At 64.9% G+C, this 22,006-nt stretch carries 17 protein-coding genes, 2 pseudogenes and 1 riboswitch; of the genes and pseudogenes, 6 read left to right on the forward strand and 13 right to left on the reverse strand.

Features of this window, described 5'->3' with window-relative positions; translation table 11 throughout:
- On the reverse strand, positions 1-300 hold the full coding sequence (locus ABD230_RS10285) for a HepT-like ribonuclease domain-containing protein (RefSeq protein ID WP_344373307.1): 300 nt from the start codon (positions 298-300) through the stop codon (positions 1-3).
- Positions 301-327: 27 nt separating this feature from the next.
- Entirely contained in the window at positions 328-828 is a 501-nt protein-coding gene (locus ABD230_RS10290; protein WP_344372778.1) for a nucleotidyltransferase domain-containing protein, read from the reverse strand.
- A 599-nt stretch (positions 829-1,427) separates the two neighbouring features.
- On the opposite strand from ABD230_RS10290, the pseudogene ABD230_RS10295 reads away from it, so the two are divergent.
- Together ABD230_RS10295 and ABD230_RS10300 are read left to right on the forward strand one after the other, a co-directional pair.
- Positions 1,428-2,512, forward strand: a pseudogene (locus tag ABD230_RS10295) (RtcB family protein).
- A 135-nt stretch (positions 2,513-2,647) separates the two neighbouring features.
- Positions 2,648-2,763, forward strand: a riboswitch (SAM riboswitch).
- 32 nt (positions 2,764-2,795) lie between these two features.
- On the forward strand, positions 2,796-3,350 hold the full coding sequence (locus ABD230_RS10300; protein WP_344372781.1) for a hypothetical protein: 555 nt from the start codon (positions 2,796-2,798) through the stop codon (positions 3,348-3,350).
- Here the strand turns inward: ABD230_RS10300 and ABD230_RS10305 are convergent.
- From ABD230_RS10305 to ABD230_RS10315, 3 genes are all read right to left on the reverse strand, one after another.
- A complete protein-coding gene (locus ABD230_RS10305; RefSeq protein WP_344372784.1) occupies positions 3,337-3,552 on the reverse strand; it encodes a hypothetical protein in 216 nt (71 codons plus the stop codon). The two genes, ABD230_RS10300 and ABD230_RS10305, sit on opposite strands and share 14 nt — an antisense overlap.
- 205 nt (positions 3,553-3,757) lie before the next feature.
- On the reverse strand, positions 3,758-5,446 hold the full coding sequence (locus tag ABD230_RS10310; RefSeq protein WP_344372789.1) for an exonuclease domain-containing protein: 1,689 nt from the start codon (positions 5,444-5,446) through the stop codon (positions 3,758-3,760).
- A 175-nt stretch (positions 5,447-5,621) separates the two neighbouring features.
- Positions 5,622-6,431 (reverse strand): nuclease-related domain-containing protein, encoded by an 810-nt coding sequence (locus tag ABD230_RS10315; protein WP_344372792.1) that lies wholly within the window; start codon positions 6,429-6,431, stop codon positions 5,622-5,624.
- Positions 6,432-6,671: 240 nt separating this feature from the next.
- Here ABD230_RS10315 and ABD230_RS10320 point away from each other — a divergent pair, with 240 nt between their 5' ends.
- From ABD230_RS10320 to ABD230_RS10330, 3 genes and pseudogenes are all read left to right on the forward strand, one after another.
- A complete protein-coding gene (locus ABD230_RS10320) occupies positions 6,672-7,211 on the forward strand; it encodes a hypothetical protein (protein WP_344372797.1) in 540 nt (179 codons plus the stop codon).
- On the forward strand, positions 7,208-7,948 hold the full coding sequence (locus ABD230_RS10325) for a hypothetical protein (RefSeq protein ID WP_344372799.1): 741 nt from the start codon (positions 7,208-7,210) through the stop codon (positions 7,946-7,948). The genes ABD230_RS10320 and ABD230_RS10325 overlap by 4 nt, the downstream gene beginning before the upstream one ends.
- 56 nt (positions 7,949-8,004) lie before the next feature.
- Positions 8,005-8,669: pseudogene (locus ABD230_RS10330) on the forward strand (RtcB family protein); the annotation flags it as partial.
- A gap of 189 nt (positions 8,670-8,858) precedes the next feature.
- On the opposite strand, the gene ABD230_RS10335 reads toward ABD230_RS10330, so the two are convergent.
- The 3 genes from ABD230_RS10335 to ABD230_RS10345 form a co-directional block, all read right to left on the reverse strand.
- Positions 8,859-9,218: an excalibur calcium-binding domain-containing protein gene (locus tag ABD230_RS10335; RefSeq protein WP_344372802.1), complete on the reverse strand. Its 360-nt coding sequence runs from the start codon at positions 9,216-9,218 to the stop codon at positions 8,859-8,861.
- A gap of 648 nt (positions 9,219-9,866) precedes the next feature.
- The gene (locus tag ABD230_RS10340; RefSeq protein WP_344372804.1) at positions 9,867-10,841 is read right to left on the reverse strand and encodes an SRA domain-containing endonuclease; all 975 of its coding nucleotides are present in this window, start codon (positions 10,839-10,841) and stop codon (positions 9,867-9,869) included.
- A gap of 72 nt (positions 10,842-10,913) precedes the next feature.
- A complete protein-coding gene (locus ABD230_RS10345; RefSeq protein WP_344372807.1) occupies positions 10,914-11,324 on the reverse strand; it encodes a (deoxy)nucleoside triphosphate pyrophosphohydrolase in 411 nt (136 codons plus the stop codon).
- Positions 11,325-11,515: 191 nt separating this feature from the next.
- Between ABD230_RS10345 and ABD230_RS10350 the strand changes: the two genes are divergently transcribed.
- On the forward strand, positions 11,516-14,029 hold the full coding sequence (locus ABD230_RS10350) for a DUF4268 domain-containing protein (protein ID WP_344372810.1): 2,514 nt from the start codon (positions 11,516-11,518) through the stop codon (positions 14,027-14,029).
- Positions 14,030-14,169: 140 nt separating this feature from the next.
- On the opposite strand, the gene ABD230_RS10355 is transcribed toward ABD230_RS10350, so the two are convergent.
- The 5 genes from ABD230_RS10355 to ABD230_RS10375 are packed head-to-tail and all read right to left on the reverse strand — an operon-like array spanning position 14,170 to position 22,003.
- Positions 14,170-17,280: a type I restriction endonuclease subunit R gene (locus ABD230_RS10355; RefSeq protein ID WP_344372813.1), complete on the reverse strand. Its 3,111-nt coding sequence runs from the start codon at positions 17,278-17,280 to the stop codon at positions 14,170-14,172.
- The gene (locus tag ABD230_RS10360) at positions 17,277-18,344 is read right to left on the reverse strand and encodes a hypothetical protein (RefSeq protein WP_344372817.1); all 1,068 of its coding nucleotides are present in this window, start codon (positions 18,342-18,344) and stop codon (positions 17,277-17,279) included. The genes ABD230_RS10355 and ABD230_RS10360 overlap by 4 nt, the downstream gene beginning before the upstream one ends.
- Positions 18,345-18,347: 3 nt before the next feature.
- Positions 18,348-19,571 (reverse strand): restriction endonuclease subunit S, encoded by a 1,224-nt coding sequence (locus tag ABD230_RS10365; protein ID WP_344372820.1) that lies wholly within the window; start codon positions 19,569-19,571, stop codon positions 18,348-18,350.
- Positions 19,568-21,133, reverse strand: a complete 1,566-nt coding sequence (locus ABD230_RS10370; protein WP_344372823.1) for a type I restriction-modification system subunit M — start codon at positions 21,131-21,133, stop codon at positions 19,568-19,570. Before ABD230_RS10370 ends, ABD230_RS10365 begins: the two co-directional genes overlap by 4 nt.
- 57 nt (positions 21,134-21,190) lie before the next feature.
- Complete coding sequence (locus ABD230_RS10375) at positions 21,191-22,003, reverse strand: DUF4352 domain-containing protein (protein WP_344373309.1); 813 nt, start codon at positions 22,001-22,003, stop codon at positions 21,191-21,193.
- Positions 22,004-22,006: the final 3 nt, after the last annotated feature.

The raw sequence follows: 22,006 nt of genomic DNA on the forward strand, positions 1-22,006 counted from the left end.
CTACTCGCCCCGACCATCGGCGAGGAGGCGCTCGACCGCCGCACGGAGGCGGGGCACGTCGCGCCGCGCGGTCGTCATGACGATGCTGTGCGTGGTGTCGAAGTAGCGGTGGGCGAGTTGGTCGCGCATCCGCGCGATCTCGGCCCAAGGGATGTCCGGCTCGGCCGACGTCACGGCGGGCTCGAGATCCTTCACCGCCTCCCCGATCTCGACGAGGCGGATGCGGATCGCGTCGAACACGATCGGGTCGTCGCCGGCTCGGGTGGCGTAGTCCTCGATCGAGGCGCACGCGGCGAGGATGTCGCCGAGGCGCGCGCGACGAGCGACTCACACGGGTCTCGCTTCGCGCAGCACGGTGTCGGCGACATCCGCCTTGAGGCTCGACGCCGGGACGATGTCGACCGGGGCGTCGAGGATCCGCTCCGCCGTGCTGCGCATCGTGCCGAGACCGAACATGCCGACGTCGTCGGCGAGGTCGACGAGCAGGTCGATGTCGCTGGTCGCAGACTCGTCGCCGCGGGCGACGCTCCCGAAGACGCGGATGTTCGAGGCGCCGAGCTCTTCGAGCGCGGCGACGAGTTCTTCGCGCCGGGCGTTCAGGCGCGTGCGGAGCGGGCCGAGGCCGGCGCGCGGCGCGCTGGCGCGGGGGTTCGCCAGCCGGTCGGCCGTCGCGGTGACGCCGGCGCGGAGTTCGGCCTGGTGCACCTCGACGAACTCGCGGACGGCGGCGGCGACGATGTCCTTCTTGGTCCGCCCGAGCACGTGCGCAGCGTCGGCGACCAGCCGGTCGGTCGCCGGATCGATCTTGATCGGGGTGAAGGTTGCCATGTCGACTCCTTGGTACCAGAGTATCCTCCGGTACCAGATGCACGATGGGCACGCGTAGGCGACGCGGACGGCCGTGTTGTGCGTTCGAGGTCGATTGCAGGTGTGCCTCGAGTGCACACACCGACCGTGGGCGGATGCCGCTTGACCGTGGGCGGGGGATGCCGCGGTGCGGCGCGCTCTGGGCCGCGGAGCGGCGGCCGGGCGGATGCCGCGAAACCCGCCATTGACGTCGCCCCGCCCCACCGCTAACGTTCGAAGGCTGCGCACCCGCGTGGCATCCCGGAGACCTGCGCGAGGAAGGACGAGCCGCCGTGTATCTGCAGCACACGAATCGCCAGTCCTTCGTCGAGCCCGCGAAGCGCCGCCAAGCGCGGCGGCTTCGCACGCTCGAGCAGGTGCTCGAACCGGCACGCTGACGCGGCCGCGGCCCGATGGCCGCGAGAATCGCGTCACCCCGTGCCATCCGAGGCCCGGGGTTTCCTTCCGTCTGCGCGCGACGGGAGCCCTCGGGCTCCGCGATCCGCACCGACCCGTCCGCCCGCGAACGCGGGAGCGGAACAGTGCGAACTGAACGCAACGCAACCAGACAGGAAAGGACCATGGAGAAGCTCTCCGCACGGCTCGTCTCGTGGGCGAGCCTGATCGACGAGAAGACCGTCGAGCAGGCCCGCACGTCGTCGACGATGCCGTTCATCTACCCGCACCTCGCGCTGATGCCCGACGCGCACCTGGGTCTCGGCGCCACGGTGGGGTCGGTCATCCCGACGCTCGGCGCGATCATGCCGGCCGCGGTCGGGGTCGACATCGGCTGCGGCATGATCGCCGTGAAGACGCAGTTCGCGGCATCCGACCTGCCCTCCGACCGGAGGGAGGTCCGGGAGCAGATCGAGCGTGCCATCCCGCTGTCGGCCGGTCACGCGAACCGCAAGGTCGTCGCGACCGCCGAGCCGCGCGTCGCCGAGCTCGAGGCCCTCGCCGAGGCGAAGGAGTTCGACCCGGCCCGCTACCGGGGCGATTGGCGGCTGCAGCTGGGGTCGCTCGGGAGCGGCAACCACTTCATCGAGGTCTCGCTCGATGAGGCGGATGCCGTGTGGCTGTTCCTGCACTCCGGAAGCCGGGGCGTGGGCAACCGGATCGCGCAGCACCACATCCGGGTCGCGCAGGAGCTCTGCCGGTGCGGTGGGCGCAGCACTTCGCGCTGCTGAACCGGGAGGAGATGATGGACCGGGTCATCCGGCAGGTCTCGGAGTGGGTCGGCGTGCCGGTGGAGGAGCGGGAGCGGATCAACTGCCACCACAACTTCACCGAGAGCGAGGAGCACTTCGGCAAGCGGGTGTGGGTGTCGCGCAAGGGCGCGATCCGGGCCGATGCGGGCCGGCCGGGCCTGATCCCGGGTTCGATGGGCACGGCGTCGTACGTGGTCGAGGGCCTGGGGGATCGGATGTCGCTGAACTCCTCGCCGCACGGCGCGGGCCGGACGTACTCGCGCTCCGCCGCCCGGCGGACCTTCACGCAGGATCAGCTGCGGGAGGCGATGGTAGGCATCGAGTTCCGCGACACCGGCGCGTTCATCGACGAGATCCCGGCGGCGTACAAGCCGATCGACCGGGTGATGGCGGATGCCGCGTCGCTCGTGCGGGTGCGGCACACGCTGCGGCAGGTGGTGAACGTGAAGGGGGACTGAGGGGCCGGTCGCCTGCTTGCAGGGGTGACGGATGCCGCGGCTCGCGCCCGCTCGGAGACGGGCGGGCGCGGGTCGCGGCGTTCCGTTGTGCGTGCGCGGGGCCGAATGACGCACCCTTCCTCTACGCCGTCACAGGTTCACGAGTGGCAGCTGTCGGTACCTGGCCGGCTGCCCGGCAACCCCCCTCCGTCGAGCGGGGTGCCCCAGGGGAAGAACCGGCCCGCGGCATCCGTCTCGGGCAAGTCGACGGAGGTGACGCGCCTCCGAGCGAGAGGAGTTCACCATGCCCGCAGATGAGTACTTCGAGAGCACCGTCGAGCCCGAGCAGTCGAGCGGCCCGGCCCAGCCGGCTGTATCGGCCGACGCGCCCGCCTCGGTCGACCCGTGGGGCGAGGTCCCCATCGATGAACGGCTGGACTGGGCCCGCGCCCTGCACGACTTCCCGCCGGTGTTCCCCGGCCCGACGGTGATGTTCTTCATCCAGAAGCGCATCCGATCGGGCCGCGTGGCGTCCCTCGACGATTGGGCGTGGCAGGCTGCCGCGTTCCACCGCATCGGCTTCACCGCGGCCGACTGGTACCTCCTCCGTCTCTGCGTCGAGCAGCGGCTCGAGCGCCTGCTGGCGCGCGGCGACGGACGGTTCGTCGTGGACACGCAGCGGCTGGAGTTCCAGTCCGTCGCACTGGTCGCGGAGCACTGGACGGACTGGCTCCCGATGACCCGGTCCGGGGTCACGCCGCTCCGGGCGCTCGACGAGATCATCGAGCGAGGCCCGGACGGGTGCGCCTGGCCGGGCGGGTTCGTCATCGACGTCCGGGGCGGGATCATCGGGGCCTGATCCGGACGGCGGGGCCGTCTCGCGTCGCTCGGCGCGAGACGGCCCCGCGCTCACTCGTCCTCGGCGTCGTGGCCCCGCCGAGCCCGAGGGCCTCGGCGAGCTGCTGCTGCAGTGACCGGATGTACGCGTGCGCGTCGGGCAGCAGCGTCTCGACCACGATGTCGACGATGAGGAACGCCTCATCGGTGCTGCCCCGGGGCACTCCGCGTCGGTGCACTTGCACGGGTAGTTGAAGTTCAGGAACTCCGCCACCCGGTCCACGGCAATCTGCTGTTCGGTCATGATCCACTCCTTCGTCGCGATTCGACGTACGACGACCGGCCGCGGGGTGCGGCTCGGTGTCAAAGAGCGGATGACTCGATGCCATCCTCGCACGCAAGGGACGGTTCCGAGTCGCTCGTCGCCATTCAGCCGGAGGCGCTGCCGGCGGCGTTGAATGCCTCGAGCACCTCGCGCGGGAGGCGCCCACGGACTCCGACCGAATAGCCGTTCTCGAGCGCCCACTGCCGGATCACCGCGGGCGGAGGTCCGCTGTACGCGGCCGTCGTGGCGACGACGGCCGAGGGCGCGACTTCTCGATCCTGCGGCGAGGGCGCTGGGGCTTCCGCACGCTCGACGTCGGTCGCTGCGGGTGGAGTCGCGAGCGCGGGCTGCACGTGGTTCAGCAACATCTCGAACGTCGAGGGGTCGACGATCCTCGTGCTCAGCTCGAGTGCCCGCTTGAGCTTGCCGCCGGTGAACGAGCCATCCGTGACCAGCATCGCCGTGAACCGCGAGACGTTCCCCATGACTCGAATGCCGAGTTCTCCGGCGCGGCGTTCGAGGCGATCGCGCACGGCGTCATCGCACCCGGTGAACGCGACCTTGTCGCCTACGCGCAGCGGTTCGCCGTGCGACCAGTCCACCGAGAGTGGCTGAAGCCCCTGTCCCAGCCTCGCGGCCCGTGCCTCGTCCGCATGCTTCACGATGTCGAGCACGGAGTTCTGGTCGACGTCCAGCAGTTCGGCGACCGCGTTCAGTTGCGCTCGTTCGTCTCGCGAGACGTGGCCGTCGTCCACGGCTCGGTGTGCGAGCGCGAGCACGAATGCCCGATTTGCGGACTGGATGTCCGCGACATCCAGTTGATAGATCGCGGCGTAGTCGTTGAGGACGACTGCCTCATCCTCCGAAACCTCGCCGTCTTCGAGCGCCTCCAGGAGCGCCTCGAGGTACGTCATCGTGCCCTCGGGCGCGCCCTCGTCCAGCACCTCGAGCAGGCTGAGTCCCGTCAGCTGCTCCAGGAGCGGAGGCTGCGCCGGTCGAGGCGCGCCCGTCCGGGTCGAAGGGGTGGTCGGTTGTGCTGAAGCAGGTCGGGAGCGCGGGGCCCGGACCGGTCCATCCGGCCAGGACACGGCGCGAGCCTGCTCGAAGATTCCGACCAGATCGCCGTGCACATCGCGTGCAGCCGCACGATCGAGGTAGTAGCGCAGGAGGCCCGCGGTGGCTCGCGCATCGCCAAGTGCCGAGTGCGCATCGCTCAGGGCGACGCCCGTGGCCCAGCAGCAGTCAGCGAGTCGCCGCCGGTGCATGTCGGGGAGGTAGTGGTAGCTGCCGTGGAGGGTGCAGAACGACGGCAGCCACGGCATGTCCCAGCCGGCGAGGGTGAACTCCGAACGGAGGAAGGCGAGGTCGAACTTCGCGTTGTGCGCCGCCACCGGGAGACCGCCCAAGCGATCAACGATGGATCCCGCGACCTCGTGGAAGAGCGGTGCGTCGGCGACATCCGCATCGGTGATCCCGTGGATGTGCGTCGCACCGACGGGACCCTCGGGATTGAACCGGCTGGTCCACTCGTCGATGATCGCGCCTCGCGCATCGACGCGCACGACGGCCAGTTCCAGGACCCGGCCGGCTTTCGGGGACAGGCCGGTCGTCTCGACATCGATGACTGCGAATGAGGGAACCGCCTGGTGGGCGGTGACGCTCGCCTGCTCCAGGGTGTCGCCGCCCTGTTGAGGACGGGCCTCCGCCTGCTGGAGAAGTTCGCCAGCGCTCGGGTGCGACGGTGCGGACTTGCGGCGGTCGGCTCTCCCGAAGAGTCGGTCGAAGAAGCTCATGGCGCCCTTTCGTAGGGGTAAAGGCTCAGGTGAGTGAACCCCATGCTCTCGAAACGCGAAGACATCGCCGTGCTCCGACACGCCACCCGTTCGAGCCATGTTCACCGCCGACCCAGCGCGGCACGTGTCCCGCCGGGCAACGGACAGTCCGATGAGCGCGTGGTTGCCGTGGCGCTCAGCGGACAGCGATCAGTGCCGGGACGAGGGATGACCAGAGCGCGAGGAACGCGAACGGGATCGAGGCGACCACGAGGACAGCCCATCCCATGCGTCGGCGCCTGGCGCGGCCGACCGCCGCCTGGAGCCGCTCGAACGCGGCCTGATCGACCGCGTTCCTCTCGGGCACCCGCCTCCACGCGGCCGGCTGCGCCGCCACTGCGGCGATGTGCTGAACCTGGTCGGTCGTGAGGATGATCGGCTGCCGCCTCATCCACCGCACGATCTCGTACTCGGGCAGCACGACCACATCGTCCGGACGCTCGCGCACCGTGATGCGGCGTGACGCGACGATCGCGATGATCGGGGTGACCTCCACGGGCGTGCCCGCGGCGGCCGACAATAGCTTCGCCGTGCGCGTCGCCTCGTACGCGGCGTTGCGCAGGTGGTCGGTGCGCTGCCCGTTCACGAGGATGCGCTTCGCGCCGACCCACACGGTCTGTCCGCGGTGGTGCTTGGTGTTGATCGTGAACACGCCCGCCGGCCCGATCACGACGTGGTCGAGGTCGCTCGACCCGGTACCGATCGGTACCGAGTGCAGCACGACCCACCCCGGCCCGAGCGCCTCGAGGCGCCGCGCGACCTCGAGCTCGCCGAGTGCGCCGACGTACCAGGGTTCGGCGTCGCGTCCGAGCGGCGATACGCCGAAAAACCGCTGCGCGGCGGTGTTCGGCGGCACTGTCGACTGGACGCGCAGGCATTGGGCGATGACGGATGCCGCGGGGCGGCGGTCGGTGAGGGAGGACGAGCCGATGCGTTCGCTGCTCATGGGTCTCCTCGGCGGTAGGGTCGCTCGATCCTGACAGCCGCGTGGGCCTGTGGGGGAGTCCCCGAACGCGGGCCGCGATGAGGGAAGCAGGAGACACATGGGTATCAGAACTGTTATCCTTGTGTCATGCCCTATGGAGTCGCTGAGTACGCGGAGAAGCTCGGGGTGTCCCGAGCGGCGGCGTACAAGCGCGTGCGGAGCGGATCAGTTGGGGCGTACCGGGTGGGTTCGCAGTGGGTCGTGCCCGAGCCGGCGTTGGCTGCGGTGTCGCCGTCGTCGCGGCCGATGTCGGCGGATAACGCTGCGCGTCTTCTCGAGGCGCTCTCGGGTCAGGAGATCGACGCGTCGGATCCCGTCGTCCGCCGGCGCATCGCGGAGAAGGTCGGCCGAGTCCGAGCCGGTGAGGTCGACCTGCAGAAACTCTGGAGCTGGGTGCGAATCCGCGCGCCGCGTCTTGCGCTGAGCGCGAGTGCGTCCGATCTGCCCGACCTACTCGACGACCCTCGGCTGGCGCGCTCGGGCATCTCCGATCCACGCGCCGGGCTCGCGGTATCCGCTGTCGCCGAGGGCTATGTGGCGCCGGCTGACCTCGATGCGCTGATCAGGGACTACCTGCTCGTCGAGAGCGACCGCCCGAACGTCTGGCTCCATGCCTCGGATGTCGCGCCCGATGACTCGGGACAGGTGCCGATCGGCTTCGTCATCGCAGACCTCCTCGACCATGCCGGCCCGCGCGAGCTCGGCCAGGCCGAGTCGCTGCTCGAGCAGCTTCGCCGATGAGCGACGCGCCCGAGCCACCGCTCATCGAGCTGCCACCCCTGGGTGGCGCTGCCGATGAGTCATGGACGGGCGTGCTCGACCTCGCCGACGAGGTGCCTGACGGTTGGTGCCTCATCGGCGGGTTCATGGTGCTGCTGCACTGTCTCGAGCGCGGCGCCGTCCCGACGCGTCCGACCGATGATGGGGATGCGGTCGTGGATGTCCGTGCCCGCCCGACCATGCTTCGCACACTCACCGGTGCTCTCGTGCGCCTCGGATTCTCGGCGGACGGCATCAGCGCTGACGGACACCAGCACCGATGGACGCGTGGAACCGCCTCGATCGACGTGCTTCTGCCCGATGGCGTCGGAGAGCGGGCAGGTCGCGCGACCGGTGCGGGCGGTGCCACCACCCTTCAGGCGCCCGGAACCACGCAGGCGCTCGACCGGGCGAGCCTGGTTCGCGTGCAGCACGGCGGTCGAGTGGGCCTGATCCGGCGCCCGAACCTGCTCGGCGCGCTCGTCGCGAAGGCGGCCGCCGTGAGCATCCCTGACGGGGTGCGTGGCCAGCGGCACATCATCGACTTCTGCAACCTCGCGCCGCTCGTGAGCGCGCGCGACCTCCGCGCGACGACCCCCAAGGATCGCCAGCGGCTCCGGGTCATGCTCGCCAAGGCGGACGCACACCCCGAACATGTCGTGGGCGTCGACGGTGCGCCCGAAGGGCTCCGGCGTATCGCTTTGGCGATCGAGAGGTAGGTACTGATCGTCAGTCGTTCGAGGCGTGACGGATGGCGCGCACCGAGCGGACGACGCGGATCGCCGAGCTCGAGGCCCTCGCCGAGGCAACGGGGTTCGACCCGGCCAACTACCGGGGCGATTGGCGGCTGCAGCTGGGCTCGCCCGGCAGCGGCAACCACTTCATCGAGGTCTCGCTCGACGAGGCGGATGCCGTGTGGCTGTTCCTGCACTCCGGAAGCCGGGGCGTGGGCAACCGGATCGCGCAGCACCACATCCGGGTCGCGCAGGAGCTCTGCCGGGCCGAGCTGCGGTGGGCGCAGCACTTCGCGCTGCTGAACTGACCCACCACCACAACTTCACCGAGAGCGAGGAGCACTTCGGCAAGCGGGTGTGGGTGTCGCGGAAGGGCGCCATCCAGGCAGACGCGGGCCGGCCGGGCCTGATCCCGGGTTCGATGGGCACGGCGTCGTACGTGGTCGAGGGCCTGGGTGATCGGATGTCGCTGAACTCCTCGCCGCACGGCGCGGGTCGGACGTACTCGCGCTCCGCCGCCCGGCGGACGTTCACGCAGGAGCAGCTGCGGGCGGCGATGGCCGGCATCGAGTTCCGCGACACCGACGCGTTCATCGACGAGATCCCGGCGGCGTACAAGCCGATCGACCGAGTGATGGCGGATGCCGCGTCGCTCGTGCGGGTGCGGCACACGCTGCGGCAGGTGGTGAACGTGAAGGGGGACTGACGGGCCCGCTCACGTCCTTGAAGGGGTGACGGATGCCGCGGCCCGCGCCCGCTCGGAGACGGGCGGGCGCGGGTCGCGCTGCTCGACCGGTGGGTCCAGCCGATCGGAGCCTGGCCTGGACCCCGGATTCCATGACGGTCAGACGAGCGTCAGCTTCGACCGCATCCATGCCATGACGAGGTAAAGCATCTAGGACTCGCAGACGTCGCCGTCCTTGTCGCCGTCGCGGTACCAGTCATACTCCGGGTCGACCCCTCGAATGTAAGGCCCGTAGCCGGCGTCGATCGCGTCTCCGCAGGTGTCGAACCGAGGGTCAGTGGCTGGCTTCGGAGCCGGCTCGGGCTCGGGTTTCGCCTCAGGCTCGGGTTCCGGCTCGAGCTCGGGTTCCGGCTCCGGCGCAGGGGTCGGCGTCGGTGAAGGTGTTGCCGAGGGCGTCGGCGTGATCGTCGATTCCACAGCCTCGGCGGCGGCCGCTTCGTCGGCGTCTGCGACCACTTGGCCGGAGCAGCCGCTTAGCATGAGCACGCAACCGAGTACCAGCACCGTCACGACTGACCGTCGAAGCGCGCGCGACGACTGGTGAGATGGAATAGGAGGGGCATCTGAAGGCCTGGGATTCCTTAGCTGCTGAAATTCGGGTCAGCTCATTCTGGCGTGTGGTGGCATCCCATGCGAGCAGATGAGGCGTGCGCGGCTCGGTTGAAGCCCGTGGTGCAGGGGTCGGAGCGGGCCGGTGCGCCGGTGGTGAACCGGGAGCGGATCAACGCCTTCTCACCTTCTCAGCGAGTGGCAACATTTCAGCAAGCGGGAGTGATCCGGGGCCTGATCCCAGCCGGCTGAGAACTGACGCCGGATCCGATGAGCACCGCGTCGCACCCTGTCGTGGGGTCGGGTGTCGGGATTTCGCTGGACTCGTCGCACAAGGGCTGACTTCGCGCTCAGTTGCGCGGCGCTGGCTCCCTCGGGCTCCGTGACGTCGACCGACGCGATCCCGGGCAATCACAGGCCAGTCAACTGAGTAGGGGGCGGACGCAGCTCGCGTGGCGCACGTTCGGCTGCGCCGCGACAGGCCTGAATGTGAGGGCGCTGAATTGCAGGAGAGGCGGGGGACTTCGCGGCTCGCGGATGCTCGGAGACGGGTGGGTGCGGCCCTCGGCATTCGGATGGACGTCTGAGCTGTGCGGCAGGCTCGGTCAACTACGAACGGGGTGCCGTCGCATGGGTTCGCGGCGTGCCCGCCAATTCGAAGTTGAACTGATCCTGCTCCCGAAACACCAGGCCGAGTCCTGCGTCAGCTAATAGATCGCGAAGGTCGGCGCTTGGCCGCGTCGGCAGAAGTACGGAACACCGGAGTTCCGCCACATCGATGTGGCGACGGTAGTCATACAACTGCCCTACCGCCATGCGGAGATCCGATCGCCCCGCGATGGCTTTCGCTTCGTACAAGACGCGTTCACGCTCGTCATAGACATCGGTGAGCAGCCGAGTGTGCTCGGCAGGCAAGTTGATCGCCCATCGGCTGAAGTCGCGATCGGGATTGCTGGACAGGAAGGACGCCACTAGGTCCGATTCTCGCCTGACCGCGACTTGATCGGCAGTGCCTGCCGTTTCGAAGAATTCAGCCGAGTTGATCTCAGTTGGGACTTCGACGGCGAACGGTTCGCGCGGGATTTGTGATCGACCTGCCGCATCAACTAGCTGAGGAGACACCTCGGTGCTCGGAAGAAGACGGAAGACGAGGACCGTGCGAAGTTTCACTCCATCGGTACTGAGCGCAGGCATCCGCTGAACGGGCTCGTTGGGGTCAACGATGAACTCACCGATATAGCGCTGTCGTCGTGTTCCCGTGCCGGCCACGAAGCCATCGGCAGCGAAGAGGTGGATTGCGCTGCCGCGCTCCGCTGCCCTCGCGATCGGTGCGTTCGAATGTGTGAGGACCTGGTCGCCATTCTGGCCCGCTCCGGTGTAGTAATACGCCGAACCGTCATCGTCGAACCCGTCGTAAACGTAGCCGAACTGAGATCCGTGGCCGGGGTCCGTGAAAAGAAACACCATATTGGACTGGCGGCTCGCGACAATGCCGCCTTGAGTGCTGCCGCCATACTCGACTGCGAGATCGCTTCGCGTCACAAAGTCGCCAGGTGAGAGGCGAAATGGCAGAGATCTGGTCACTTTCACAACCTAGTGGCTAATTACAGGCTCCGACATCGGGTCCCAGGTAATGTTCGGCATCTCGTCGCAGTTTCAAGTCATCTCGTTTGCATACCTCGCTCGCAGGACCGCGACGGCGGGAAGATCAGGATCTGCCCATGCCACTTGCCCCAGTTGATCAGGCCGGAGCCAATCGAGTAGATCATGGTCGGTGCTCTGAACCGGTCGAGCACCGATCAAGCGTGCCTCATAGGTGGCGAGATCGATCGCGAGGTCGCCGACTTGTGTGGCTGATCTGTCGATGAGCTCACCAATCTCGACATCGATTCCGAGTTCTTCGCGAAGCTCTCTTCGCAGCGCGGACCTGGGATCCTCGCCGGCCTCAACCTTTCCGCCGGGGAACTCCCACCGGCCCTCCGCGGCCTTGCCGGTTGCGCGTCGGCACGCGAACGTCAGGTTCCCATCACGAATCGCGGCTGCGACCACCTCGAGGACTCTTGTCACCCCTTGAAGCTACTGGGGCTCGGTCGCCCGGACCATGGCAGCTTGCGACCAACGAGGAACGAATCGTCGCATTCAGCGGCAGAAGGCACGAGCCGGGCGTCAGCTCCAGTGCAGCTTGACTTGGACCAGATGCCTTCCCCGTCGCGCCGTGGCTTCGCACGACTCCTGACTGTTCCGCTAAGAAGGGACCCATGGTCAAAGCGAAAGAGACCGATCTCGAGGGTGTTCTCGAAGGCAAGAAGCAGTACCAGGTGCCGCTCTACCAACGCGTGTATGCGTGGCGCGCGAAGCAGCTCGATCAGCTATGGGACGACGTTGTCGCAATCGCCGAGACCCGACGGACAGATTCGACCGCGACCCATTTCATTGGATCGCTTGTGCTGGCGTCGAGCCCTGACAATGCGGCGGTCGGATTGCAGCAATTTCTTGTCGTCGACGGTCAGCAGCGTCTTACAACGCTGACGCTTCTCCTTGCCGCGCTTCGTGACCACCTCGTCGAGACCGAGGGAGAGGAGCATCGAGAGCGGATAGACGCGCAGTACCTCGTAAACAAGTACGAGCCGGGTGTACCACCGAAGCTTCTCCCAACGCAGGCAGACCGAGCGTCCTACCTCGCCGTGATCAGGGCTGCGCCGGACGCCGGAGGAGAGGATGAGATCGGTGCCGCTTATCGACGGTTTCGCGCGAAGATCGCTGAGGCGGATGACCCCGAAGACCCGTACGACATCGCCGGCATCGAGAACGCTGTGCTACGTGGGCTTGCGATTGTTGCCGTCACCGCTGAGCCGGGCGACAACGCACACCGCATCTTCGAGTCCCTCAACAACACGGGCCTCAAGCTTACGCAGAGCGATCTGCTCAAGAACTATCTCTTCATGCGTCTTGGCGAGCGAGCCGAACCGGTATACGACAGTGTGTGGCTGCCCCTGGAGAGGAAGCTTGACCCCGAAAGCCTTGAACTACTGTTCTGGCTCGATCTCGTTCAGTCGGATGAGCGCGCCAAGCAGTCAGACACCTATGTCGGGCAGCAGAGGCGCTTGTCCCGGATGGGAACGAGCGCGGAGGTGGAGGCCGAAGTCGCTCGCATCGCGAAGCTTGGTGATGTCCTGGCAAAGATTCTCGATCCGAGCCGCGAGCAGAACTCCGAAATTCGTCGGCGCCTGGAGCGGATCAAGGCTTGGGGTTCAGCGACTGCCTACCCGGTAGTCATGCGCATCCTCGATCGTGAGGCAGCAGGCACGGCGACGGCGGAGCAGGTCGTTCGAGCACTGACCTACCTAGAGTCGTACTTCGTTCGTCGCATCGTGATCGGGCGCGCAACTGCGGGGTTGAACCGAAGTCTCTTGCAGGCCGTTGGGACGATCGCCGAAGCGGACGACGTGGGAGCAGCCCTGCGACGGTATCTCTCAACTGGTCGGAAGCACTTCGCTTCGGACGCGCAGGTTCGCGAGGCCGTAGGCACGGTCGCGTTCTACTGGCAGGGCAGGGCTGCACAGAAGAAGCTAATTCTCCAGTGGCTCGAGGAATCGTACCGCCAGAAGGAACTTGTCTCCCCGCAGGATCTGACGATTGAGCATGTGCTCCCTCAAAGTCTGAGCGACGACGTTCGTGGAGAACTCGCTGATGTTCTGGGTGAGGGAGCAGATGTCGCATACGAGCACGAGCGCGTCGTTCACACCCTCGGCAACCTGACACTTTCTGGCTACAACAGTGAAATGAGCAACAGCCCGTTCGATACGAAGCGGGCCTGGCTCGCCACGAGCGGCTTGCGAATGAATCACCTCATCGCGGAGCAGGCAAGGTGGGGGCCTGCAGAGATTGCGGCTCGCTCCGCTGAGCTCGCCGAGCGCGTTATCGAACTCTGGCCTGGCCCCGACGAGAGTCTTGTCGGCGTGGATGACGCCCCCTCAGAGTTGCGCGCTGCGGTCGCTGCGGTCGTCCCAGAGATCCCGGCGGGGAGGTGGACTTCATACGGCGAGGTGGCACTTGTCGTCGGAACTCATCCCCAGCCTCTCGCAGCGGTGATTAGTGCTCACCCGATTCCGAACGCGTGGCGGGTGCTCCAAACCGGAGGGACGATATCGCCCGGGTTTCGTTGGCTCGAGCCGGGCCGCACCGATGATCCGCGGGACATCCTGCGTGCGGAAGGTTTGACCTTCGACGAGAACGGCAAGGCGTCACCTGAACGGTTCATCGATGCGCTGGAGCTTGCCGCGATTGCCGGGTTCGAGGTTGACGAAGAGGATCTGCTCCAACGTCGCCGCCCAATGAGTAGCGCGAACCTCACACAGCTCAACGTCGACCAGTTGTCCTTTTGGGAGCGCGTCCGTGAGCACGGCCTCGACCATGCGCCTCACCTTGGCTCTTGGGGCAAGCCGCTGCCGCAGATGTGGTTCAACCTATACATCGGTACGAAGGGGGCGAACATTGAGCTTGTTGTCAACTCAGAGAGCAGCGTCGTTCTCGTCGACTTCCGAATCCGCAACGACAAGGCGCTCTTTCACCGGCTCCTACATCGTCGCACCGAGATCGAGACTGACCTCGGCTATCCGCTTGAATGGCTTGAGCTGCCCCAGAATAAGGCGAGTCGCATCCAACTCGTCCGCGATGGCGACTTCCGTGATGAAAGCCTGACGGGCGAGCTCACAGCGTGGTTGGTGGCGAAGGCAGATGACTTCGCGAGGGTGTTTCCGAAATACGTGTAGTCGGGCCGCCTGGGTTGCGGTCCATCAAGAGGGCTTGGTCGCTCTTGATGATGTCCCCGGCGGCGAAGGCGAGGAAACCGGCGCAGCGCTCGGGGCATGGATTCACGCTGTGTCGGCGAGTCTCCGATCGGCCGGAGGTGTCACTCGCGAGTTGGCTCAAGGCCGAAATACCGTTCGACGAACTCGCTGAGTCGTTGGATGACCCGCTGCTTCTTCTCGCTGTGTCCGGCACCGGCCGCGAACCTGGATACCGGCGGCAGCACCTTGGTGATCGCGGTGCCCGTCGTGCGCAGGCTGCCGTCGGCCAGTGCGGCGTCGACGAAGGAGCGAGTCTCGGCATCCCGGAGCTTCTCCTCCGCGATGATCGCTGCGAGTTCCGCTTGGCGCCTGGCCACGATAAACGCTTCCCACTCCTCATCAATCGCACCGTCCACCGAGACGGAGTCGACGAAGTCCTCGATGAGGTCCTTCTTGTTCCGCAAGGACGGGCTGGCGTTGATCGCGCGGCTGATCTCGGCGCGGATCTCCTTGTCTTGGCCGTCGCCGAACTGTGCGCGGTACTTCGCGACGAGCATGAGGATGTAGTCGACATTGATCTCGACCTGCTTGATCAGCTCGATCTCGAACACGACGTCGTCGTTGATGATTTCCTTCTCGGCGCCCTTTTCCTTGCGGAACTCGGCGTACAGGTCGAGGTAGACGCTGCGGTAGTCCTGCCCCTGCAGCTCGGTGAGAATCTGCTGGCCCTCGAAGTCATCGAACGACGTGAGGATGTTCTCGAGCCGCAGGATGGCGCCGAAGAGCCCGATGAACTCCTTCTGCGCGCTCTCCCCCACGATCTGCTGGCCGAGCGGGAACTTCTCGAGCAGTTCGGTGACCTTGTCGGCGTACTCGCCGTAGTACTCCAGGTACGGCTTGAGGAGCACGACGCCGCGGGCATCCTTGTTGCCGAACAGCTCGAGGGCAGCGTTGGTCTCTTCCTCGAGGTCGCGGAAGGCGACGATGTTGCCGTAGGTCTTGACCGAGTTCAGGATGCGGTTGGTGCGCGAATAGGCCTGAATCAGTCCGTGTGCGCGGAGGTTCTTGTCCACGAACAGCGTGTTCAGGGTGGTCGCGTCGAAGCCGGTGAGGAACATGTTCACGACGATCACGAGGTCGAGCTCGCGGTTCTTCAGCCGCTGCGAAAGGTCCTTGTAGTAGTTCTGGAACTTGTCCGCGCTCGTGTCGTAGCTCGTGCCGAAGATGTCGTTGTAGTCCTGGATCGCATCCTCGAGGAAGTCACGGTCGCTGTCGGACAGCACGTCCGTGTCGAAGGCCTCGTCATCGAGGATGCCGTCATCGCTGGCGTCGTTCGCACCATAGGAGTAGATCAGACCGACCTTGAGCCGCCGAGCTTCCGGCAGGTCCGCTTGCTGCTGGCCGAAGTGGCTGTAGTAGCGGCGTGCCGCATCGATGGATGCGGTGGCGAAGATCGCGTTGAACCCACGCACGCGCCGGCGCTCGCGCAGCGCCTCGGCCTGGTTCCGAAGCTTGGATGACTCGGGCACGTTCGTCACGACCGAGTGCTCGTAGCTCGAGGAGCGCTTCGTCTTCTGGTCGAAGTGCGCCAGCGTGTACTTCACGACCTCGCGGATGCGGGTCGGATCGAGCAGCGCCTTCTCGGTGTCGATCGCGGTGACCTGCTTGTCGACGACCGACCCGACCTTGATCGTGTTGACGTAGTCGATGCGGAACGGCAGCACGTTCTTGTCCGTGATCGCGTCGACGATCGTGTACGTGTGCAGCTTCCCCCCGAACGCCTGCTCGGTCGTCTTCAGGTTCGGGTTGCCGCCCGATGACGCGTTCGCCGCGAAGATCGGCGTGCCGGTGAACCCGAACAGGTTGTAGCGCCGGAAGGCCTTCGTGATCTGCGCGTGCATGTCGCCGAACTGCGACCGGTGGCACTCGTCGAAGATGATCACCACGTGATCGTCGGTGATCGCGTGACCCTTGTTGGCTTTGATGAACGTCGAGAGCTTCTGGATCGTCGTGATGATGATCCGCGCACCCGGGTCCTCGAGCTGCTTCTTCAGCACCGCGGTCGACGTGTTCGAGTTCGCGGCGCCCTTCTCGAACCGGTCGTACTCGCGCATCGTCTGGTAGTCGAGGTCCTTGCGGTCCACGACGAACAGCACCGTGTCGACGCTCGGCAGCTTGGATGCCAGCTGCGCCGTCTTGAAGGATGTCAGCGTCTTCCCCGACCCGGTCGTGTGCCACACGTACCCGCCTGCGTCGACGGTGCCGAGCTTCTTGTAGGTCGTGGCGATGTCGATGCGTTGCAGGATCCGCTCGGTCGCGACGATCTGGTACGGCCGCATCACCAGCAGCATCCGGTCGGCGGTGAGCACGCAGTAATTCGTCAGGATGTTCAGCAGCGTGTGCTTGGCGAAGAACGTCTTCGCGAACGCCGTCAACTCCTGGATCGGCTTGTTCTGCGCGTCGGCCCACCACGACGTGAACTCGAACGAGTTCGACGTCTTCTTCCCCTTGCCGCCACCGGCCGAACCCGTCGAACCGGCTTCCTTGATGTGCTGCGTTCGCGTCGTGTTCGAGTAGTACTTCGTCAGCGTCCCGTTGCTGATCACGAACAGCTGCACGTACTCGAACAGCCCGGACCCGGCCCAGAAGCTGTCGCGCTGGTACCGGTCGATCTGGTTGAACGCCTCACGGATGTCGACCCCGCGACGCTTCAGCTCGACATGCACCATCGGCAGTCCGTTCACGAGCACCGTCACGTCGTACCGGTTCGCGTACTTCGCACCGCCCTCGCCGTGGCCGATCTCGTACTGGTTGATGACCTGGAGCCGGTTGTTGTGGATATGCTGCTTGTCGATCAACGCGATGTTCTTCGTCGACCCGTCATCACGCTTCAGGATCTGGCGGTAGTCCTCCTGCACGAGCACCGTCTTCTCGGCGATGCCCGCCTGCTTGCTCGCGATCGTGCCGCTGAAGAAGTCGTCCCACTCCTTCTCGGAGAACGTGATGTCATTCAACGCCTCGAGTTGCGCCCGCAGGTTCGCGATCAACTGCCCCTCGGACGTGATCGGCAGGAACTCGTACGCCTGCGACTTCAGCAGCCCGATGAACTCCTGCTCGAGCGCCGCTTCCGACTGATACGCCGCGGCCCCGCTGACCTCCGCCTCGTACTCGGCGACGACCGTGCTCTCGGAGGAAATGGCGATCGGTTCATAACTCAAACGCTGACCCTTCATGCCGCGTCTCCCCATCTGAATGACTTGAGGAATACCTGAAACTCACCTTTCAAAGCGTCGCTGTACTCGTCGGACACCTCAGAGGATTCCAGATCTGCAAAACGATCGTGGCTATACAAGTTGAGAACCCGTGTCAGCAACGCGGCGTCGGGTCCAGTAAGCAGCTCACCCCAACCCCCCTTGTGCCCAAGGAAGTTGGCGGTCTTTTCGAGAAGTGCTCGGAACTGATTAAAGTGGATGCGTCGAATCGCATTCTCAGATATTGCCGAACCGATTTCCTCAATAATTCCCAAGTGATAGCTAAAGGGAGAATCATTTGGTTGAACCTTCAGAGCCCATCCGGCGACTGGTTGCCGTTGGAGTATGTAGGCGCGGTCCTTCTTGTTCCGCCGGAACGAGTTAAAGAGAACATTGAAGAAGAGAGCGTGGTGCGTAGTAATCAGAAACTTCAGGTCGAGTTCTGCCGCGCGCCTAATGAGTTCAGCTAAGGCGAGTGCAACCGAGACTATTCGCACATCATCCATGGATGATACGGGATCGTCGATTACAGCGAGCGTTAGACCATCGTAGACTGACGTTGAACGGAGATCAGGTCGATCACTAAGCGCATCAATCGCCTCGCTCAATACGGTATAATAGACGCACCAGATAAATATGCTCTCTTCGGCACGCGATATCTTAATACCGTCAACCGAACTGTCATCACCTGTGTGCAAACCAAAGCTGATCTCACCGCGAGTAAAGTCAAGCGTGGGCTCGATTCTATCGCCAGTAAAGACCTGAAAGTTCCTGATGATAGCGCCGTCAAGGCCCTGCGTCTCGATAATCTTTGGCAGCTCTGATTCGAGATCCATCTTGAGCACTACTCGTTCGTTATCCCAGGTGAAAACGTCCTCAACAGACGAATTGTAGAGCATTACAGCATCCGGGCTACGATCCTTCAGTTGCTGAGCTAGTCGCGTCTTGCCAATCGTGTTTGGTGCGTAAATTAGTGCGCTTCGCAGACCGTCCATATTCTGCAAGAGACCCTCTGCCAGGCTCTCGATATTTTCGTGGTGATCCATCGCCTATTCGGCCTCCCTGAAGGCCAACAGTTTGTCCCGGTAGTACTCGTACTGCTTGCGGCGGGCGTTGAGTTCGGCGGGTAGACCAATGGAAATGTCGTTCAGGAGCGTATCGAAGCGGTCCAGTAGCTTGACGACCCGAATTTGCACCTCTTGCGGGGGCAACGGGATCTCGACAGAGCGCACGATCTCCGCGTTCAGGTTCTGAACTGTTCCTGCCCCTGCACGCCGCTTGAACTCGTCCTGAATCGGAGCGGACCGCAACAGGTAGTACAGATAGTCGGCGACATAGGACTCCTCGAAGCCACTGATCGCAAGCCAGCCGTCGTGGATGTACCCCTCGATCTTCGAGATGTAGGGTCGTCCGAAGCTCATTGAGTTCGAAAGCACAAAGTCACCTGGCAAGACGCGGCGTGACTTCGCTGCGCCAGCGAGTGTCACGCGCTGGGCGGTGCCGGTGATGTACTTCCCATCAGGAGGCACGTCACCGATCTTGATCCATGGCGCACCGTCTTCAGCATCGGTGATGAACTGCTGGATCGGCCTCGGTGACGCTCCCCGCACGACGGTCGCGACATCGCCGAACCGGACGCGAGGAGTGTCCGCATCGACAGAAAGCAGTTCCTCCGCGTAGTAGTCGTACTGCGTACGACGGGCTTCCAGCTCCGCTTCCAGCTCCGCTTCCAGCTGAGTGAACTGATCTAATATTCGCACGATCTCCCGCTGCACCTCGATCGGCGGTACCGGAATCCGAAGCTTCGCAATTGAGTCGCCCGCGATTCGGTTCACCTTCGCCCGGGCGATGTACTTGTCTTTCTGTCGAATCAGCGACTCTGTCCGCAAGAAGTACGCGACGAACTTCGGGTCGAGCAGCGTCGACCGGAACATGAAGCAATCGTCATGCACGGCCACTTCGACTTCACCCAGCCAGGCGACTCCCCTGCCAACGTCCTCTACGGTCTCACCGACCGCGGCGATGACCACATCTCCAGGCTTGGCAAAGCGCAACTGTGGGCGCAGGTCAGCCCGCACGTGGGAGACCGTCGTTATCGCAGAAATGCCGTACGTGGTGTAGATCTCGCCGTAGTGGATGCTCGGGAGTCCCTCCACAGCGACGTCGCTCTTCGTGAATCGGCGCCCTCTGATGATCTCTCCGAGCTCGCCTAGGTTTCGATACTCGACGCCGCCGGGGCTCAGCTCAGCGAGAAGCTCCCCAACGCGGCTCACTTCACGCCCTCGAGATCGGCGACGATCTCGTCGATCGAGCTCCGCAACTCGGCCTGGCGGGCGACAATCCGGGCTATCTCGGCGTTGAGCTCGATGATGTCGACGACCTCGCGGGTGTCTTCCTGCTCGACGTACGACGAGACAGCGATGTTGTAGTCGTTCGCCCCGATCGCCTCGTTCGTGACGAGCTTGGCGAAGTGCGGAGCATCCTCTCGCTTTGCGAGCGCGTCGAGGATGTTCTTCTGGTGGTCCTTCGTGAGCTTGTTCTTGTTGCCCACGCGATCGCACTCATCAGAGGCGTCGACGAACAGCACTGCGTTGTCGGCCTTCGACTTCTTCAGCACGATGATGCAGGTCGCGATCGTGGTGCCGAAGAACAGGTCCGGCGGGAGCTGGATCACGGCGTCGACGTAGTTGTTGTCGATGAGGTACTTGCGGATCTTCGCCTCCGCGCCGCCGCGGTAGAGCACCCCGGGGAACTCGACGATCGCCGCGGTGCCGTTCACCGCGAGCCACGACAGGATGTGCATCGTGAACGCGAGGTCGGCCTTCGACTTCGGCGCCAGAACGCCGGCCGGTGCGAACCGCTCGTCGTTGCTGAGCAGCGGGTTCGCGTCGCCGTCCCACTTGATCGAGTAGGGCGGGTTGGAGACGATCGCCTCGAACGGCTCGTCGTCCCAGTGGTGCGGGTCGATGAGGGTGTCGCCGTGGGCGATGTCGAATTTCTCGTAGTTGACCTCGTGCAGGAACATGTTGATCCGCGCCAGGTTGTACGTGGTCAGGTTGATCTCCTGCCCGTAGAAGCCGCCGACGTTCTCGACACCGAGCACCTTCGCGAATTTGAGTAGCAGCGACCCGGATCCGGCGGCGGGGTCGTAGACCTTGTTGACCTTCGTCTTTCCCGCGACGGTGATCTTCGCGAGCACCTCGGAGACCTCCTGCGGCGTGTAGTACTCGCCGCCGGACTTGCCGGCCTGCGAGGCGTACATCTGCATGAGGTACTCGTACGCGTCGCCGAACAGGTCGATCGAGTTGTCCTCGAAGTTCCCCAGCGGCAGGTCGCCGATCGCGTCGAGCAGCTTCACGAGCTTCTCGTTGCGCTTCGCGACCGTGTTGCCGAGCTTCGAACTGTTGACATCCAAGTCGTCGAAAAGGCCCTTCAGGTCGTCCTCGCTGTCGAAGCCGACCGCGGAACCCTCGATGTTCTTGAAGACCCGCTCGAGCGTCTCGTTCAGGTCCTCGTCACCCCTTGCCCGGGCGCGGACGTTGCGGAAGAGCTCGGACGGCAGGATGAAAAAGCCCTTCTCGGCGACGACGTCCTCGCGCACGCCCTCGGCATCGGCATCCTTGAGCGCAGCGAAGTCGAAGTCGGTCTCGCCGGCCTCGTGCTCCCAATTGTTCAGGTACGCCGTGAGGTTCTCGGAGATGAACCGGTAAAACAACATCCCGAGCACGTAGCTCTTGAAGTCCCACCCATCGACGCTGCCCCGCAGATCGTTGGCAATTCGCCAGATCGTCTTGTGCAGCTCAGCCCGCTGCGCTTCCTTTGTCGTGGGTGCCACGTGCTTCTCCTTGTTGCTCGGTCCGTCCATGGCGCGAGCCGCCTCTACGTTATCGGCCTACCAGATACCGCAGACGCAGGGTGAGCGGCCATATCGAGCCAGTTGCGTGCATCGTGTGGGCGTGGGTCGAAGGCGAGCGGTTGGGCCGGCTCGTTCGAAGCGACTGCCCGCGACGGCAAGTTCCATCCCTTGCGAGACTTGATGCGCGGCTTCAGTGCGCCGCGACTTCAACCTCGTCGTCGAAGAGTCCGGTGTCCAGAACGATGGTGTCGAGCTCGGCGCCGACCGGCACATCGAAGTAGAGCTCGCCTCGGTGGCGAGGCCAGGATTGAGGTCGGCGTTCCAGAGCTCGCCGCCGAGATCGCTGGCTGACCACTCGGCCTCATAAGTGTTGGGGCCGATTCGGCCGGTGATGTCGTTGACCCAGACACTCACCGGCTTGCTGCCCTGATTCGCCAACCGGACGTCTACCGCACAGAACTGCCCGCGTGCGGTTTTCTCTCGCAACCCATCGCCCGCGGTGGAAGCCCCGCACTCGACCGCCATCACGGTGAACTCGACGCCAGCATCGCTCGTTACGGTCTCCCCGATCTGCGCAGCAGACTCTGCAAGTTCAGCATCAGCTCGTTGAGCTGATGCATCGGCGCGCTGCAGCTCGCTATTGCGATCGGCTGCGGCGAACCCCGAACTGATGAGCGAGAACGCGGCGCCCGACGCTGCGAGTACTCCGAGGGTCGTGGCGGCCACGGCCAGTCTTCGTGCCTGGCGGTGAGCCACGACGCCAGCACTGATCGCAGCGATTCCTATGAGCAAGCCGATCGCACTGGACGCGAAGAGCATGGCGATGACGCCGAGGACGAGGGCGCTCACGGC

Source organism: Agromyces tropicus (genome assembly GCF_039531345.1).
In the GTDB taxonomy this organism is placed as follows: domain Bacteria; phylum Actinomycetota; class Actinomycetes; order Actinomycetales; family Microbacteriaceae; genus Agromyces; species Agromyces tropicus.